This is a genomic window from Arthrobacter sp. ISL-30 (assembly GCF_018613855.1).
In the GTDB taxonomy this organism is placed as follows: Bacteria; Actinomycetota; Actinomycetes; order Actinomycetales; family Micrococcaceae; genus Arthrobacter.
Window position 1 is genome coordinate 1 of sequence record NZ_JAGGPK010000059.1, and the last position, 15899, is coordinate 15899.

Genomic DNA, 15899 nt, shown 5'->3' on the forward strand with positions numbered 1-15899 from the left:
CGAGGACGGCACCCCGGACGCAGCCACGGCAGCGGCCGTGCAGCAGGCCACCACCGCACAGGGCCTGCTGACACTGACCTGCGGCCCGGCCGGCAACGTCGTCCGCCTCATCCCCGCCCTGGTAGTCACCGCCGAAGAAATCACCCTGGGCCTGGACCGCTTCGAAGCAGCCGTAGGCGCCGTCACCGGAGCCATCCCCGCCACAACAGGATCCTGAGCCCTCCATGATCGAAGCCGTACATTCCCCACCGAACCCCGCAAGTGCCGCCGGTAAGACAGGTGTCCGGGGCGCCGCGCAACATGCGGTACTCGCCCGCCTGGCGTCGGCCGGCGTGGCAGCGGACAGTTCACCGCGCCGCCTCGCCGAGTACTCCTACGATGCCTCCAACTACCGAGTGGCACCGCTGGCCGTGGTCTTCCCGCGCACCGTGGAGGAAATTCTCGCCACTGTTGCTGCCTGCCGCGAAACCGCAACGCCGCTTATCGGCCGCGGCGGAGGAACCTCCATGGCCGGGAATGCCATGGGTCCCGGCGTCGTCCTGGACTTTTCCCGGCACATGAACCGCATCCACAGCATCGATGAGGCCGCCGGAACGGTGGCCGTGGACCCTGGCGTGGTGCTCGCTGTTCTCTCCCGTGAAGTCGAGAAGGCAACGGGACACCGCTACACCTTTGCCCCAGACCCGTCCTCCAAGAGCCGCGCCACCGTCGGCGGCTCATTGGGGAACGACGCCTGCGGCAACCATTCCGTCCGCTACGGCCGGACGTCCGACCACGTGGCAGAGATCGACGTCGTCACTTCCGATGGCGCCCGGCTCACCGCGACGGCCACCGGACTGCGCGCAACCGACCCCGCGGACGCTACCTCGGAACAGCGTGCTGCCGCCCTCACGGCGCAGCTCAGGGAACTGGCCCACAACAACCTGGCCGGTTTCCGCACCGAGCTCGAACGCATCCAGCGCCAGGTCTCCGGCTACCACCTGGCCAACCTGCTGCCGGAAAGAGGCTTCAACGTGGCCCGCGCCCTGGCCGGGTCTGAGGGAACATGCGTGGTCATTGTCGGCGCACGGATGAAGCTTGTCCCCAAGCCTGCCAGCGCCCTGCTGGTCTGCCTGGGCTATGCGGATGTGGTGGATGCGGCGCGGGACATCGGGACCATCCTGGAATTCTCCCCCGCTGCCGTGGAAGGCATCGACGAGGCGATCGTGGACACCATGCGCTTCCGCCGCGGGGACCGCTCCGTGCTCGGCTTGCCCAAGGGCAAGGCCTGGCTCTACGTTGACCTCGACGGCGACAACCAAAGCGAGGTCCAGGCCGAAGCGGACCGCCTGCTGGCCCGCCTGAAGGAAAACGGGCGGCTGGTGGACGGCCGGACTGTTCCGGACAGCATTGAGCGCGCATCCCTGTGGCGGGTCCGGGAGGACGGCGCCGGGCTCTCTGCACGGCTCTCCACAGGAGGTGAATCCTGGCCCGGCTGGGAGGACTCCGCAGTGGCACCCGAAAGGCTGGCCGACTACCTCTCGGACTTCCGCGAGCTCCTGGCGTGCCACGACCTGAAGGGCGTCATGTACGGCCACTTCGGCGCCGGCTGCATGCACATCCGTATCACCTACGACCTGCGCACCGAAGCCGGCCGCGCCGTTTTCCGGAATTTCACTCGCGAAGCCGCCGAACTGGTGATCCGTCACGGCGGCTCGCTCTCCGGCGAGCACGGCGACGGCCGGGCCCGCTCGGAGCTCCTGCCGATGATGTACTCGCCGAGCATGCTGGCGGCTTTCGCCAACTACCGCCGCGTCTGGGATCCGGCAGGAATCCTGAACCCCGGATCGCTGACGGAGGCAGACGCCATGGACGCGAACCTTGCCCTCGACGGTGTTCCGCAGCGGCAGTGGCGGACCAGCTTCGATCTTCGCCCGCTCGGCGCCGGAGGCGGCTCGCTGGCCGAGACCGACTCGCCCGAGACATCTGCCGGCAGCGGCACGGATCCCTGGGTCCACGCCGTCCAGAGCTGCATCGGCGTCGGCCGGTGCCGCACGGACGCTGGCGGCGTCATGTGCCCGAGCTACCGAGCCACCAAGGATGAAAAGGACTCCACCCGCGGCCGTTCCCGGGTACTCCAGGACATGGTCCGCGGAGCACGCAGCGTGGAGGAAGGCTGGAAGTCGGAGGAGGTCCGGGAGGCCCTCGACCTCTGCCTCTCCTGCAAGGCCTGCTCCAGCGACTGCCCCACCGGCGTCGACATGGCCACCTACAAATCCGAGTTCTTCTCCCACTACTACGAGGGAAAGCGGCGCCCGCTCTCACACTTCTCCCTGGGCTGGCTGCCGCGTTGGCTCAAGATCACCGGCCGGATGGCGCCAGTGGTCAACGCCGTGATGTCCACGCCGCTTGCCAAAGCGGCGTCGGCATTTGGCGGACTCACCACCAAGCGGGCACTGCCCCGGTTCGCCGGAGCGAACGAGTGGCGCCGCGAAGTGGCGGGAGCCGGCGTCGGGCCTGTTCGCAAGCATACCGACGGCGGGAACGAGCCCGGCGGCGACGGGGTGGTCCTGTTCGTGGACACCTTCACCCGCGGCTTCCGGCCGGAGGTGGCCGGAGCAGCGGCCCGCGTTCTGGCCAGCACCGGTACCCCCACGGAGTGCTCCGCCGACGCCTGCTGCGGCCTGACCTGGATTTCCACCGGCCAGCTGGATACGGCCAAAAAGCTCCTGGGCAACGCCGCCGTCGCGCTCGACGACGGGACGGACCGCCCGATCGTGGTGGTCGAACCCAGCTGCGCCGCCGCGCTGCGGAAGGACCTGCCCGAGCTGGTCCATACGGAGCAGGCCCGCCGCGTCGCAGCCAGGGTGCGCAGCTTCGCATCCCACGTCGAAGAGCTCACCAAGTCAGGATGGAAACCGGTCCCGGCGCGGCCGCTGCCGGAACAAGTGGTACTGCAGACGCACTGCCACGAATACTCCGTCTTCGGCGCCGGCACCCAGCGCTCGGCGCTCGGCGCTGTGGGCGTCGCCGACATCGTGGACGCCACCGGCTGCTGCGGCGTCGCCGGAAACTTCGGATTCGAAAAGGAGCATTTCGACGTCAGCATGCAGGTGGCCGAGCAGTCCCTGGCGCCTGCCCTCCGCCAGACAGACGCGGACTCGGTGGTCCTCACCGACGGGTTCTCCTGCGCCATGCAGGTCCAGCAGCTCGACAATTCCAGACCGGGCCGCCACTTGGCCCAACTTCTTGACCCCGGCGAACAGGCGGCACTCTCGCCCAGTAGCAGCCGCCAGCCACTCCCTTCCACCCAAGAAAAGGATTACTCATGACCACCCAGGCAATCACCAACTCCCGGACGTCACAGAAGGCGCTGGACGCCGTCGCCAAGGTGAGCACCAACCTGTTCATCGACGGCGAATGGGCCGAGGCAGCTTCCGGCGCCCGCTTTGACGTCATCAACCCCGCCACCGAGGAAGTCATCGCCACCGTGGCCGACGGCGGCCCCGAGGACGCCCGTCGGGCGATTGAAACGGCCGGCCGGGTACAGAAGGAGTGGGCAAAGACGCCGCCCCGCGAGCGCAGCGAAATCCTGCGGCGCGCCTTCGACCTGATCATGGCCCGGCAGGACGAACTGGCCCTCATCATGACCACGGAAATGGGCAAGCCGTTCGCCGAAGCCAAGGGTGAGGTGGCCTACGCAGCAGAATTCTTCCGCTGGTTCTCCGAGGAGGCCGTCCGCATCGGCGGCGACCTGACCACCACCGGTGACGGCAAGAACCGCATTCTCGTCTCGAAGGAGCCGGTGGGCCCCTGCGTGCTGGTGACGCCGTGGAACTTCCCGCTGGCCATGGGCACCCGGAAGATCGGCCCTGCCATCGCGGCCGGCTGCACCATGGTCTTCAAGCCTGCCAACCTCACCCCGCTGTCCTCCCTGGCGCTGGTGGACATCCTGATCGAAGCCGGACTGCCCAAGGGAGTGCTGAACGTCGTCACCACCACCAAGGCATCCGAGGTGGTCACTCCCTGGATGGAGAGCGGCATCGCCCGCAAGGTCAGCTTCACCGGCTCCACCGGAGTGGGCGTCCGCCTCCTGGAGCAGGCCGCAAAGAACGTCATGCGCTCCTCGATGGAGCTCGGCGGCAACGCCCCCCTGATCGTGTTTGAGGATGCCGACCTGGACCGGGCCGTCGAAGGCGCGTTCGCGGCCAAGATGCGGAACATGGGCGAGGCCTGCACGGCCGCCAACCGAATTTTCGTCCAGCGCTCGGTGGCCGCCGACTTCTCGGCACGGCTCGCCAAGCGTCTCGGGGCACTCAAGGTGGGCGACGGCGCCGAGGAAGGCACCGACGTCGGCCCCCTGGTTGAAGCGAAGGCCCTGAACAAGGTCCAGGAACTGGTGGACGACGCTGTCGCCAAGGGCGCCACCGTGGTCTGCGGCGGTTCCCGTCCCCAGGGCAACGGGTACTTCTACTCCCCCACCGTTCTTTCGGACGTCAGCCCGGACGCGGCATTGATGAGCGAGGAAATCTTCGGCCCGGTGGCCCCGGTGATTCCCTTCGACACCGAAGAGGAAGTGGTCCGGCTGGCCAACGACACCCCCTGGGGCCTGGCCAGCTACCTGTTCACTCAGGACCTGGACCGCGCCTTCCGCGTGGGCGAGGAGCTGGAGGTCGGCATGGTGGGCCTGAACACCGGCATCGTCTCCAACCCCGCCGCACCCTTTGGCGGCATCAAGGCCTCCGGCCTCGGCCGTGAGGGCGGACGCGTGGGGCTGGACGAGTTCCTGGAGATCAAGTACATGGCCCTCCCCCGCGTCTAGGGAACAAGAACCAAGCGATCATGGATCCGAAGCGGAACTTGCAGGAGGAAAAGAATGAGTGATTTGACTGATCTGACCAATCTGACGGCAGTCGAGCTGCTGGCGGGCTACCGCGAGGGCACCGTCTCACCAGTTGACGCCACCCAGGCTGCGCTGGATGCCATCGACGCGGGAAACAGCGAGGTCAATGCCTTCGTCTCCGTTGAGGCCGATAGCGCGATGCAGGAGGCACGTGAGTCCGAAGCCCGGTGGCGCAGTGGCAAGCCGCTGGGTCCCGGCGACGGCGTTCCCACGTCCATTAAGGACATCTTCTACACCAGGGGCTGGCCCACTCTGCGTGGGACCAACCTCATCAATGCGGATGCGGCCTGGAACGATGACGCCCCGTGCGTCGCGAGGCTGCGCGAGACTGGCGCCGTACTGCTCGGAAAGACCACCACGCCGGAGTTTGCCTGGAAGGGAGTGACCGATTCGCTTCGCCACGGCTCCACGGGCAACCCGCGGGCCGTGGGCCTGACATCGGGCGGCTCAAGCGGCGGCAGCGCCACGGCTGTGGGACTTGGAATGGGCCCATGGTCAGTGGGCACGGACGGCGGCGGCTCGGTGCGCATTCCGGCAGCATTCACTGGAACTGTTGCGATCAAGCCGACCTATGGACTGGTTCCCATGTTCCCCGCGAGCCCGTTCGGAACACTCGCGCATGCCGGGCCGATGACCCGCACGGTCGAGGACACGGCGCTGCTGCTCGATGTAATCACCGGCTTCGATTCGCGCGACTGGTCCGCACTCCCGACACCGACAGCCTCCTTCCTGGACGGTTTGGACGACGGCGTCAAGGGGATGCGCATCGCTTTCTCACCCACGCTGGGCTTCGGCACCAACGATCCGGAAATCGAGCGGCTTGTGCGGGCGGCAGTGGACGTACTGGCCGACGCCGGGGCCATCATCGAGGAAGTGGATCCGGGCATCCAGGATCCCATGGAGGCTTTCCACGTTCTCTGGTTTTCCGGTGCTGCCAAGGTGCTCGAGGCCTATGGACCGGACGCGATCGACAACGTGGATGCGGGGCTGCGCCGCTCTATCCGGGAACAGGGCGAGATCAGCGCTTCGGACTTCCTAGACGCTACCGCCGTGCGGATGGACCTGGGGGTGAAGATGGGACGGTTCCACGAAACCTACGAGCTGCTGTTGACCCCCACGCTCCCCATCTCGGCCTTCCCGCGGGACAGGGACGCGCCGGAAGGCTGGCATTCTCCGAACTGGACCAGCTGGACTCCATACACCTACCCGTTCAACATGACGCAGCAGCCGGCCATCAGCGTTCCCTGCGGCTTCACCGAGGCCGGCCTGCCGGCGGGACTGCAGATCATCGGTCCGCGGCACGCGGACCGCAAGGTGCTCCGCGCCGCCCAGACTTACGAGAAGGCTGCAGCCTGGGGTACCGAACGGCCCGCACGGATCGCGGCACACCGCAGCTAGCACTGTCGGTTAGGTGCCTAACATGTAGCAAGTCAGACCGAACGCCCGGCTGGGGTTTCCCAGCCGGGCGTTTTCTGTGGTGCCAGACCCGTTTCGGCCAGGGCTGCTGCGGACGGGAACTCTGGGCGGCCCTCGCCCCTGCCGGCCATGAGTGCGGCTGCGCCGATGCCGCCAAGGCCGGGGAAACTTGTGGCGACAGCGGCGTTGGGGTGTGTCCCGGTGCCGGCTATTGCTCGATGAACGCCAGGGAGATGCCGCGGTCCCTCCTTGAAGCCGCTACAGACCGGTGACGGTGTGCTGGAACGTCTCCGAAGGATGGTTTTTGCCGTCTGCGTCAGTGCGGCAGAGCTGGTGGAATGATCGGACCGCTGTTTCCTGCTTGGACGGGCAACGGGCGCCCGGTCGCGGACCGCCGCATGGTCGTAGAGGGGACGGCATGGAAGTTCCGGACCGGGGCGCCTTGGCGGGATCTTCCTGAGCGCTTCGGGAACTGGAACACCGTGTTCAAGAACTTCGACCGCCGGGCCAAGGACGGCACTTGGACGAAGGTGCTCGAACACGTACAGACTCGCGCCGAGACCCTTGGCGATCTGGACTGGGTCGCCTCAATCGACTCCACGATCGTGCGCGTGCACCAGCACGGTGCGACCCTTCCGCGCCACACAGGGGGAGCCGTCGAATTACATGAAACTCGGCCTTGAACCGCCTGACCACGTGATCGGGCGCTCCAGTGGCGGGCTGACGTCCAAGCTTCACATGGCCACCGACCGTAAAGAGGCTACACCTCGAGAGCCAACCGCATCTGGTTGGCTTACCACGGCATCAAGGCCACCATCCCGGAGAAGTCCGACCAGGCAGCCAACAGGAAGAGAAAAGGTCCCGCTGGCGGGCGCCCGCCAGCGCTCGGCACCGAGGCCTACAAGGGCCGGAACGTCGTCGAGCGGGGATTCAACCGGCTCAAAAACTGGCGCGGCCTCGTCATGAGATCCGAGAAGACCGCACGCAACTACCTCGCCGCATCCCTCGTCTGGCTCAAAGCCAGCTTTAGCAACACGCCCTACGGACATACCACCTGTTAATTCGCCGGTTGCCTTGGCGTCCAGCGCCAGAACCTTATCTCGGCGATCACCACTTCGGGTGTCGCGGCTCCCGCTGGCTGTTCACGGTCTGCCGCCGCGGGGGAACGGATCTCGGGCGAGCCCTTAAGCCCGATTCCGGTCAGGACCCCAAGCCAGTAGATTGCGCCTTCACCAGCGGTCTTCCTTCGCGACACAGTGCAATACCCAAAAACTCCCGGTGATCGCGACAACTTCTGAGAAATCGCCAAGCCCGCGGCGGACCCCTCAGGGTCCGCCGCGGGCTTGGCGAGTTTATGGAGCTGCGGTGGTTTAGATCCGGCTGTTTGAATTGCCGGGTTTAGGAGCGGTGTGGCTGATGGAGTTTTTTGATCCCCAGGATCTTCATGTTGCGCAGGGAGGAGCCCGCTGTCTCGGGCATTTTCCACACGGCAACGAGGCCTATCAGGCAAGCAGCCATCATGTAGAACGCCGGCATCAGGACGTTCCCGGTGGAATTGATCAGGAGCTCGTTCACCATCGGAGCAGTACCGCCGAAGAGAGCGGTGCTGACGTTGTAAGTAATGGCGAAGCCCGAGTAGCGGACCTGTGTGGGGAACAGGGCCGGAAAAGTCGCGGAGATGGTGGCCAACTGCGGGAGGTACAGCAGGCCCAGGACGGCGAAGCCAAGCATCGCGAACCAGAAGCCGTTGGCCATCACCATGTACATCGGAACCGCCAGGACGAACAGGCCGATGAGCGAGATGAACCACATCGGTCTGCGTCCGATCTTGTCCGAACGGGCGCCTGCGAGCGGAATTATCAGCATCATGACCAGCTGTCCGACAAACATAAGGGTCAGTACGGTGCTGGCGTCCATGCCCACCGTGCCCTCAAGATAAGTCGGCATATAGGACAGGAGGGTGTAATTAACCACGTTCAGAGCGATGACCAGCCCGGCCATGGTCAGCATGGGCCGCCAGTAGTAGCGGAGCAGGTCCCCGAGCGCGGTGCTCACGGCCGGTTCCAGTTCGCCCTTGGCTTCCAGTTCGCGGAAGACAGGGGTGTCTTCCAGACGATTCCGCAGGTAGAGCCCAACGATGCCGAGCGGGCCGGCGATCAGGAACGGAACGCGCCAGCCCCACTCGTGCATAGCGCTGTCGCCTAAGACCTGGCTGCAGAGCAGGACGATCAGGGAACCGAGGGCGAAGCCGCCCAGCGTTCCGAACTCCAGAAAGCTTCCGTAGAAGCCGCGCTTCTTGTCAGGCGCATACTCCGCCATGAAGGTGGCGGCGCCGCCGTATTCGCCGCCGGTGGAGAAGCCCTGAATCATGCGGAGCAGTATCAGCAGTGCCGGGGCCAGCCAGCCGGCCAAAGCATGAGTTGGGAGAAGGCCGATCGCGAAGGTCGCCCCTGCCATCAGGATGATGGTCAGCGCCAGAACCCTCTTGCGGCCGATCCTGTCACCCAAGGGACCCCAGAACAGCCCGCCGAGGGGCCGCACCAAGAACGAGAGCGCAAAGGTTGCCAGCGTCCAGACAGTTCCCATGGCGCCTTCGCCAGGGAAGAAGTTCGCTGTGATGTAGGTGGCGGCTACAGCGTAAACGCCATAATCGAACCACTCGGTGGCGTTGCCCATTGCAGAGGCTGCGATGGCTCGGCGCAGAACCTTTTTGCCTGCTGGTGAGTTTTCCTCTGGATTCGCAAAACCCGCGTCGGAGCCAGCTCCAAGCGGTTGTGTTTCTGACATAACGATCCTTGGTTGGGGGACAAAAATGTATCGCTCATCACACTATCGGACTGTCGCATTGTTGACAATAGGAAAGTTGGGCGGCCCGTCAGCCCGCAGCAAGGACGCAAGGCCAAAGACGCAAAAAGGGCCGCCAGATCATGATGATGATCTGACAACCCTTTAGACGATCCGACGGCCCCTTATAGAGGTCACTCCGGGATCAGGCGCATCAGGGCGTCATCCATATGTTCGGCCATGAGCTTCTCCGCGAGATCCGAGTCCCCGCGGGAGATTGCCTCGGCAATTCCCCTGTGCTCGGAGATGCGCTTATCCGCCGTCTCGTAGGTGCTCTTAAGGGCATTGAGGCACATCTGCGTCTCCGTCAGGAGCGTGTCATGCATCTTCTTCAGGCGCGGACTTCCGGCCAGCTCCACCAGAAGGGCATGAAAGTGCATGTCAGCCTCTGTAATCGCCTCGCCGTTAGGCGTGGCCGCGGCGTTCTCCATCTCACGCACGGCTTCCATCAGCTTGGCCGCGTTGCCCTCCGGGTCAGTGCTGACCACCCGGTTGATGGCAGCAGCCTCGACGGCAGACCGGGCCAAATAGATATCACGAAAGTCGTCCTGATCCATGGACACGACAAAGAGGCCGCGGTTCCGGTAGCTCACCAGCAGTCCCTCTTGGGTCAGCCTCTGCATGGCCTCGCGAAGGGGGCCACGGCTTACGCCGAGCTCCTTGGCGAGTTCCGCTTCACCCAACTGGATGCCGGGGGCGAAGTCACCCCGAGCAATGGCATCGCGGATTTTCCTGGCAATGATTGCCGGAGTAGACTCCTGCACAACCGGGTCTAGGGCTCCCCTTTTCATGCTCTTCCGTCCTTGCTCCCAGGCTCGGCTCCTGGCCGCTGATCAAGTTGTAGCTGCCTAGCAGACAGCCCGCCGTCTAATGGTTGACAATCAGCATTTTACTCTTCAACAAAGAGACCACCGCTCAATCCTTGAATGCTGCCGGGATGATAAACCTGCCTGCCACAAGCGAAAGCTAGCCTTCCGAAACTACCCCTTCGATTGTTGACAATCCAACTGTATGCTATTTGTGTAGCAGTGAAAACCCCCAGCCGTGTATACGGCCAGACGTACAGGAGCGAAGATGACAACTGTCGGAATGCTTTATCCCGGCCACAGCGCCGAGGATGAATACCCCTACCTGGAGTCAGTGCTGGGAGACGACATCCATCTCCCAGTGGTTCATACCTCGGTCGGCGGGTCCGACGAGATCACCACTCACGAGGTGCAGGCGCTACTGGATCTGGGCAAGCCGGAGCGGCTGCTCTCCGGTGCCAGGGAGATCGCCCGACAGCATGATCCAGACGCCGTCATGTGGGCCTGCACGTCAGGCAGCTTTGTGTTCGGTTGGGACGGCGCGCATCAGCAGGCGAAGGAGATCCAGGAAGCCATCAACGTTCCAACGTCATCCACCTCGCTGGCCTTCGCCGCCGCACTGCGTCACCTGGGCATCTCGAAGGTTTCCATCTCGGCAACCTACCCCGACGATGTCTCCCGCCACTTTGTGGAACTGCTTGGCCACCAGGACGTCGAGGTCCTCGATATGGCCTCCCACGATATTGCCTCCGGAGAGGACGCGGGCGAACTGGACCACGACAGCGTGGTTGAGCTGGCGCGCAGCGCCAATGCTCCGGAGGCCCAGGCCGTCCTGATCCCGGACACCGCCCTGCATACCGTCCGCTGGATCAACGAACTGGAATCAGTACTCGGAAAGACAGTGCTGACAGCGAACCAGGTAACCGCGTGGTACGGGCTACAGCTCGCCGGCCGGACCGTGCACTCTGACCAGTTGGGCACACTGTTCCGCCCCTGACAGAAGACGGCCTCCTGACCCGAGACGGCACAGCCAACGAAAAAGACCTCCTGGACGGTGCGGCATCCGCCAGCCAGGAGGTCTTTCTTTTGCCTGATTGTGTTTCAGAGGAGTGAAACAGGTTGACCTATTTGGCCGCGGCCTGGACCAGGAGCTGCTCCGGCCCGACTGCCTCGCGGCCCATCAGCCGCAGCCCGCTCCATGCAGTTACTTGGTTGGCGGTGATCACGGGCTTCCCCAACTCCCGCTCCATATAGGCAATGAGGCCATAGGTGGGCAGGTTGGTGCAGCTTACGAAAACAGCCTCCGCGTCGGGCCGGTCCGCCTGACGGATCAGCCCGCACGTGGTGGCGTATGGGACCGTCCAGATGTCCCGGTCCAGCCCCAGCCCCTCGTGCGAGACCACGGACTTCCCTCCCTGCTCCAAAAATGACGTCAGCCGGTTGGTGAGCTCCGCGAGATAGGGTGTGGCCACCGCGACCCTGCTCACGCCCAGGGCGTCCAACGCCATCAACAGGCCTTCCGACGTGGTCACGGCTGCCGGCGCACCTGCCGAGACCATAGCTGCCGAAAGCTTCCTGGCCCCCTCGACGCCGTGGACGAAGCTGCCGGACGTGCAGGCATACGTCACTACGGCCGGACGGATGGCAACGAGAGAACGGACAGCGTCCTGAATTTCGCCGTGGTCGCTGATCTCCTCGGCCATGTCGAGACCCACGGGCTGATCGTAGTAGGGCGTGCGGGTAAAAACGAGGTTCACCCCCTCGGGCATCCAGCGCCAAAGTTCATGGTCAAGGGCCATATCGAAAGGGCAGACGACGCCGATGTCCTGCCAAGGTTGCGGACCCTGCGGGTCTGCAAGAGGTGCCACAGTGGGGTTAGGTATAAGTGCCATACGTCACTTTCTCATATTTGTTTGATTGTCTACAATGGCTCGTTATGTACGAAAGTAAAAATTTGATTCCGCCGCTGCCGCCCACCCCTCAGCCCGCCGGAAACTACGTGCCCGTCCGAGAAGTAGGCGGCCTCCTCTACACCGCCGGACATACCTCCGCTGTACAGGGAACCTTGGAACACCGCGGCCGCGTGGGCGAGGACCTGACGGTGGAGGAAGGGCGGTCGGCCGCGGCCATCGCCGTGCTGAACTGCCTGGCGTCTCTGGCTGCGCATGCCGGCGGCCTGGAGCACATCGGGGAGATTGTCTCCATGACGGGATATGTCTCTGCCGGCAGCGGTTTCACGGACCATCCGCTGGTGATGGACGGCGCGTCTGAGGTGCTGGTTTCATACTTCGGCGATCAGGGACGGCCGGTGCGTGCCGCCGTCGGGGTCTCCAGCCTGCCCGACGGGGCACCGGTTGAAATATCGCTTCTGGCCACCAGCCGCAGCGCCTGACCCGCGGGCCGGCAGGGGAAGGACGGCCCCGTCCCAGGCTCCAATCGCCTGGCCGATAACGCGCCTAGGCGCCGGCCCGAGAAGCTGCCGGTTTCGGCGAGCTTCCCGGGCAAGCGCCCGTTGGAGTTTTCAGTTGCCCCCTGGGGCAATGGCTGAAGGTCATCGCTGCGAAGTTGCCTCAATGCTTGCGGATTGCCTCAGTGCTGCAGGACGGCCCGGAGGAAGGTCCGGGTCCGTTCCTGCTGCGGGTCCTTGAAGATCTGGGCAGGCGGCCCGCTCTCCACGGCGGCGCCGTTGTCGAACATCACCACCCGGTCCGAAATCTCCTCGGCGAACCGCATTTCGTGCGTCACCATCAGCATGGTCATGTCCGTGGTGTGCGCCAGGTTCCGGATCACGTTCAGGACCTCACCGATCAGCTCCGGGTCCAGTGCGGAGGTGGGCTCATCGAAAAGCAGTACCTTGGGCCGCATCGCCAGTGCCCGGGCAATGGCCACACGCTGCTGCTGCCCGCCGGACATCTGGGGCGGCGTGTGATTCATGTGCTTTCCTAAACCCACCAGGTTAAGCAGTTCCGCGGCCCGCTCCCGCGCCTCAGCCTTGTTCATGCCCAGTACGTGGATCGGCGCCTCGATAACGTTCTCCATGGCCGTCATATGCGGGAAAAGATTGAACTGCTGGAACACCATGCCTATCTTGCGGCGGGTTGCGCGCAGCTGCTTTGTTTCCCGGACCTTCTGGCCCGCGGTCACATCCCAGAGGATGTCGCCGTCGACCTTGACCAGACCTTCGCTGGGCGTCTCGAGCGTCATGAGAATACGAAGGATGGTGGTCTTTCCGGAGCCGGACGGGCCGATGATGGAGACCTTCTCGCCCGGAGCGACCTCGAAGTTGAGCGACTTCAAGACCTGGTTTGACCCCCAGTTCTTGCTGACGTTCTGAAACCTGATGACCGGGTCCGGGGCGAGGGCCAGGTCCGTGGACAGGGGTTGGGGTTCAGTGCTGGGGCGCATAGCGCCGCTCCAATCTGTTGACGAGCCGTGAGGCCGGGTAGCTGATGGCCAGGAACAGCAAGGCGGCCAGGGTGAGGGGTTCCAGATAGCGGAAGTTCGAGCTTCCGATAGCCTGGGCCGTGGCCATGAGCTCCACGACAGTAATGGCCGAGAGGACTGCGGAGTCCTTGAACATCTGGATGAGGTAGTTGCCGAGCATGGGCACCACGGTGCGCACTGCCTGCGGGAGGATGATCCTGCCCCACGTGCGGACACCGGGGAGACTCAGCGCCGTTGCCGCCTCCCACTGCCCCTTGGGGACGCCTTGGATTCCGCTGCGGTAAACCTCGGCCATGTACGCGCTGTAGTTCACGCCGATCACCACCACACCGGTGGTGAAGGCGTCAAAGCTAAGGCCGTACGCCGGCAACACGAAGAAGGCGCAGTAGGCCTGGACCAGAAGCGGCGTGCCTCGGACAAACACAACGAAGAAGGAAACCACCGGTGAGAGGACCGGGATGGCAAGCCGCCTAAGCACCGCAAAGAACAGCCCAAGCACGGCCGCGAGCAGCGTGCCCAGCAAGGTAATCTGGATGGTGACCCAGAGTCCTTCCAGGAGCAGCGGAAAGACTGACACGGCAAAATCGTTGTCCCAGATCATGCTGCACCTACCTTCATGAGACGGCTTTCCTTCCGCTGGGCCGCAAGTGCCTTCCGGTCAAGGGCGAAGCGGCGTTCGAGCCAGCCCGTCAGCAGGGTCAGCAGGTAGGAGAGGACAAAGTACGCCACCAGAATGGTGAGGAAAATGGCCGTCGTCTGCCCCGTGGTGCTGCGGATCATCTGGGCCCTGAACGTCAACTCCGCCACCGTCACCAGAGAAACGAGGGAGGTGTTCTTCAGCAGATCCACCATGACGTTGCCGAACGGGGGCAGCATGGCCGGAATGGACTGCGGGATAATGATCCTGCGCAGCCGCAGTGCCGGTTCCATCCCCAGGGCGATGCAGGCCTCGGTCTGGCCCTTGGCCCGGCTCGCGATGGCGCCACGCACGACTTCCGCCGCGTAAGCACCCTCGTTCAGACCAAGCGCCAGGACGGCCGCAGTCAACGGATGCAGCTGGATTCCGAAGAACGGCAGTGCAAAAAACAGCCAGAACATCTGCACCAGCAGTGACGTACCGCGGAACACCTCAATAAAGATGCCCGCGGGCCAGCTCAGGAAGCGGTGGCTGGACAAACGCGCCAGTCCGGCGGCGAACGCAACCACCAGGCACAGGGCACCGCTGAGCACCGCCACCAGGATGGTGGTCAGCAGTCCCTGCCAGAGCAGTGGCGCATATTCGATTACTGCGTGCATCCGCTACCCCCCTTCCCCGGCAGCAGGATCAGCCGGCGGTCTTGCATAGCTCCTCGGCGGTGACGCCCTCCACCACTGACGGGTCGAAGCCCCACTTGGTCAGGATTTCGGCGAACTCCGGGGTCTTCTTGAAGGCCGCAAGTTCCTTGTTGTAGGCCTCGTGGAATGCGGTATCGGACTTGCGGAATGCGGCACCGGAGCCGGTGCGTGGGGCGTCCTGCAGGGGCTCGCTGATGTCGAAGCTGGCATCGTCCTTTGCCAGCGCCTGCAGCGACAGCGTTGGAAGCATGAAGGCGTCCGCCCGATTGGCTTTGAGTGCCTCGAGGCCGCTGCGCCCATCGTTGATCTTGATCTGCTGCGAGGCCGGTACGTTGGCCGCCTTGAGCACGCCCTCCTCGAAGCCACCAGGGAGCACAGCGATCCTCAGAGACTTGTCCGCCAGGACATTGGCCACGGATGTAATGCCTTTCGGGTTTCCCTTGGGTGTGGCGTAGGACTCCGTGGAGACGATGACCGGCTCCGAGTAGAGGACCTGGCCACAGCGGGATTCCTTCATGAAGAGTCCGGCGGCAATGACGTCCCAGCGGTTGGCGTTGAGGCCGGGGATCATGGATTCATACGGGGTGATGATGCCCTGGACATCGTCGATGCCGAGCCGCTTGCAGACGGCGCGAAGCACATCGGGCTCGCAGCCGGTCACCTTTCCGTCGGCACTGACCTGCGTGTACGGCGGCTCGTTCGCGATGCCAACCCGCAGAAAGCCTTGAGACTTGGCCGTCTCCAGCAGGTTGCTGGATGCGCCCGTCGCCGGGCCGCCCGCCGCCACGCTGGAGCAGCCCGTGGCCCACCCCACAACAGTGGCGCCGAGGACAGCCACTCCCGCGCCCCTCAGGACGTTCCTTCGTGAAATGTAACCGCTCATTATGCACTCCTTCGCCCGGGCGTGCCGGGGCTAAACCGAGATGATCACACTCTGTGACGTGTGTTACACATAACCTAGAAGTTAGGTGTACTATTGTCAACAATAGGAATGTAAATTGCTGATTACGCTACGGATTCAGAGACGTTTCGGCCGCGAAAGTTCAATGCGTCCAAGGTCGGCAGCACAAACAGCCCCCTGATTGGAGCCCAGAATGATCATCGGCGTCCCGAAAGAGATCAAGAACAACGAATTCCGAGTGGCCATCACAGCCGCCGGCGTTCACGAGTTC

At 64.2% G+C, this 15899-nt stretch carries 12 protein-coding genes and 2 pseudogenes; 7 read left to right on the forward strand and 7 right to left on the reverse strand.

Annotated features, from left to right (window positions below; all coding sequences use genetic code 11):
- From J7E82_RS19395 to J7E82_RS21095, 5 genes and pseudogenes are all read left to right on the forward strand, one after another.
- Window positions 1-217 (forward strand): annotated as a pseudogene (locus J7E82_RS19395) (aminotransferase class III-fold pyridoxal phosphate-dependent enzyme); the annotation flags it as partial.
- 7 nt (window positions 218-224) lie between these two features.
- Window positions 225-3311, forward strand: coding sequence for an FAD-binding and (Fe-S)-binding domain-containing protein (locus J7E82_RS19400; RefSeq protein WP_214865639.1), 3087 nt, complete (start codon window positions 225-227; stop codon window positions 3309-3311).
- Window positions 3308-4801: an NAD-dependent succinate-semialdehyde dehydrogenase gene (locus tag J7E82_RS19405; RefSeq protein ID WP_214865641.1), complete on the forward strand. Its 1494-nt coding sequence runs from the start codon at window positions 3308-3310 to the stop codon at window positions 4799-4801. The genes J7E82_RS19400 and J7E82_RS19405 overlap by 4 nt, the downstream gene beginning before the upstream one ends.
- A gap of 63 nt (window positions 4802-4864) precedes the next feature.
- Complete coding sequence (locus tag J7E82_RS19410) at window positions 4865-6280, forward strand: amidase (protein ID WP_214865663.1); 1416 nt, start codon at window positions 4865-4867, stop codon at window positions 6278-6280.
- 356 nt (window positions 6281-6636) lie between these two features.
- A pseudogene (locus tag J7E82_RS21095) lies at window positions 6637-7359 on the forward strand (transposase).
- Window positions 7360-7696: 337 nt separating this feature from the next.
- On the opposite strand, the gene J7E82_RS19420 reads toward J7E82_RS21095, so the two are convergent.
- Entirely contained in the window at window positions 7697-9085 is a 1389-nt protein-coding gene (locus J7E82_RS19420) for an MFS transporter (protein ID WP_214865644.1), read from the reverse strand.
- Between the two features lie 191 nt (window positions 9086-9276).
- Window positions 9277-9933: a GntR family transcriptional regulator gene (locus J7E82_RS19425; RefSeq protein ID WP_214865646.1), complete on the reverse strand. Its 657-nt coding sequence runs from the start codon at window positions 9931-9933 to the stop codon at window positions 9277-9279.
- Between the two features lie 283 nt (window positions 9934-10216).
- Here J7E82_RS19425 and J7E82_RS19430 point away from each other — a divergent pair, with 283 nt between their 5' ends.
- Window positions 10217-10945: a maleate cis-trans isomerase gene (locus J7E82_RS19430; RefSeq protein ID WP_214865648.1), complete on the forward strand. Its 729-nt coding sequence runs from the start codon at window positions 10217-10219 to the stop codon at window positions 10943-10945.
- A gap of 127 nt (window positions 10946-11072) precedes the next feature.
- Here J7E82_RS19430 and J7E82_RS19435 read toward each other — a convergent pair whose 3' ends face one another.
- On the reverse strand, window positions 11073-11840 hold the full coding sequence (locus J7E82_RS19435; RefSeq protein ID WP_214865650.1) for an Asp/Glu/hydantoin racemase: 768 nt from the start codon (window positions 11838-11840) through the stop codon (window positions 11073-11075).
- A 44-nt stretch (window positions 11841-11884) separates the two neighbouring features.
- Between J7E82_RS19435 and J7E82_RS19440 the strand changes: the two genes are divergently transcribed.
- The gene (locus tag J7E82_RS19440) at window positions 11885-12340 is read left to right on the forward strand and encodes a RidA family protein (RefSeq protein ID WP_214865652.1); all 456 of its coding nucleotides are present in this window, start codon (window positions 11885-11887) and stop codon (window positions 12338-12340) included.
- Between the two features lie 197 nt (window positions 12341-12537).
- Here J7E82_RS19440 and ehuA read toward each other — a convergent pair whose 3' ends face one another.
- Genes ehuA through ehuB form a run of 4 tightly spaced genes read right to left on the reverse strand, consistent with a single transcriptional unit; the run spans window position 12538 to window position 15610 of the window.
- Window positions 12538-13353 (reverse strand): ectoine/hydroxyectoine ABC transporter ATP-binding protein EhuA, encoded by an 816-nt coding sequence (gene ehuA, locus J7E82_RS19445; RefSeq protein WP_214865655.1) that lies wholly within the window; start codon window positions 13351-13353, stop codon window positions 12538-12540.
- On the reverse strand, window positions 13337-13993 hold the full coding sequence (gene ehuD, locus J7E82_RS19450) for an ectoine/hydroxyectoine ABC transporter permease subunit EhuD (RefSeq protein WP_214865656.1): 657 nt from the start codon (window positions 13991-13993) through the stop codon (window positions 13337-13339). The genes ehuA and ehuD overlap by 17 nt, the downstream gene beginning before the upstream one ends.
- The gene (gene ehuC, locus J7E82_RS19455) at window positions 13990-14688 is read right to left on the reverse strand and encodes an ectoine/hydroxyectoine ABC transporter permease subunit EhuC (RefSeq protein WP_214865658.1); all 699 of its coding nucleotides are present in this window, start codon (window positions 14686-14688) and stop codon (window positions 13990-13992) included. Before ehuC ends, ehuD begins: the two co-directional genes overlap by 4 nt.
- Window positions 14689-14716: 28 nt before the next feature.
- Window positions 14717-15610, reverse strand: a complete 894-nt coding sequence (gene ehuB, locus J7E82_RS19460) for an ectoine/hydroxyectoine ABC transporter substrate-binding protein EhuB (RefSeq protein ID WP_214865660.1) — start codon at window positions 15608-15610, stop codon at window positions 14717-14719.
- Between the last annotated feature and the right edge of the window lie 289 nt (window positions 15611-15899).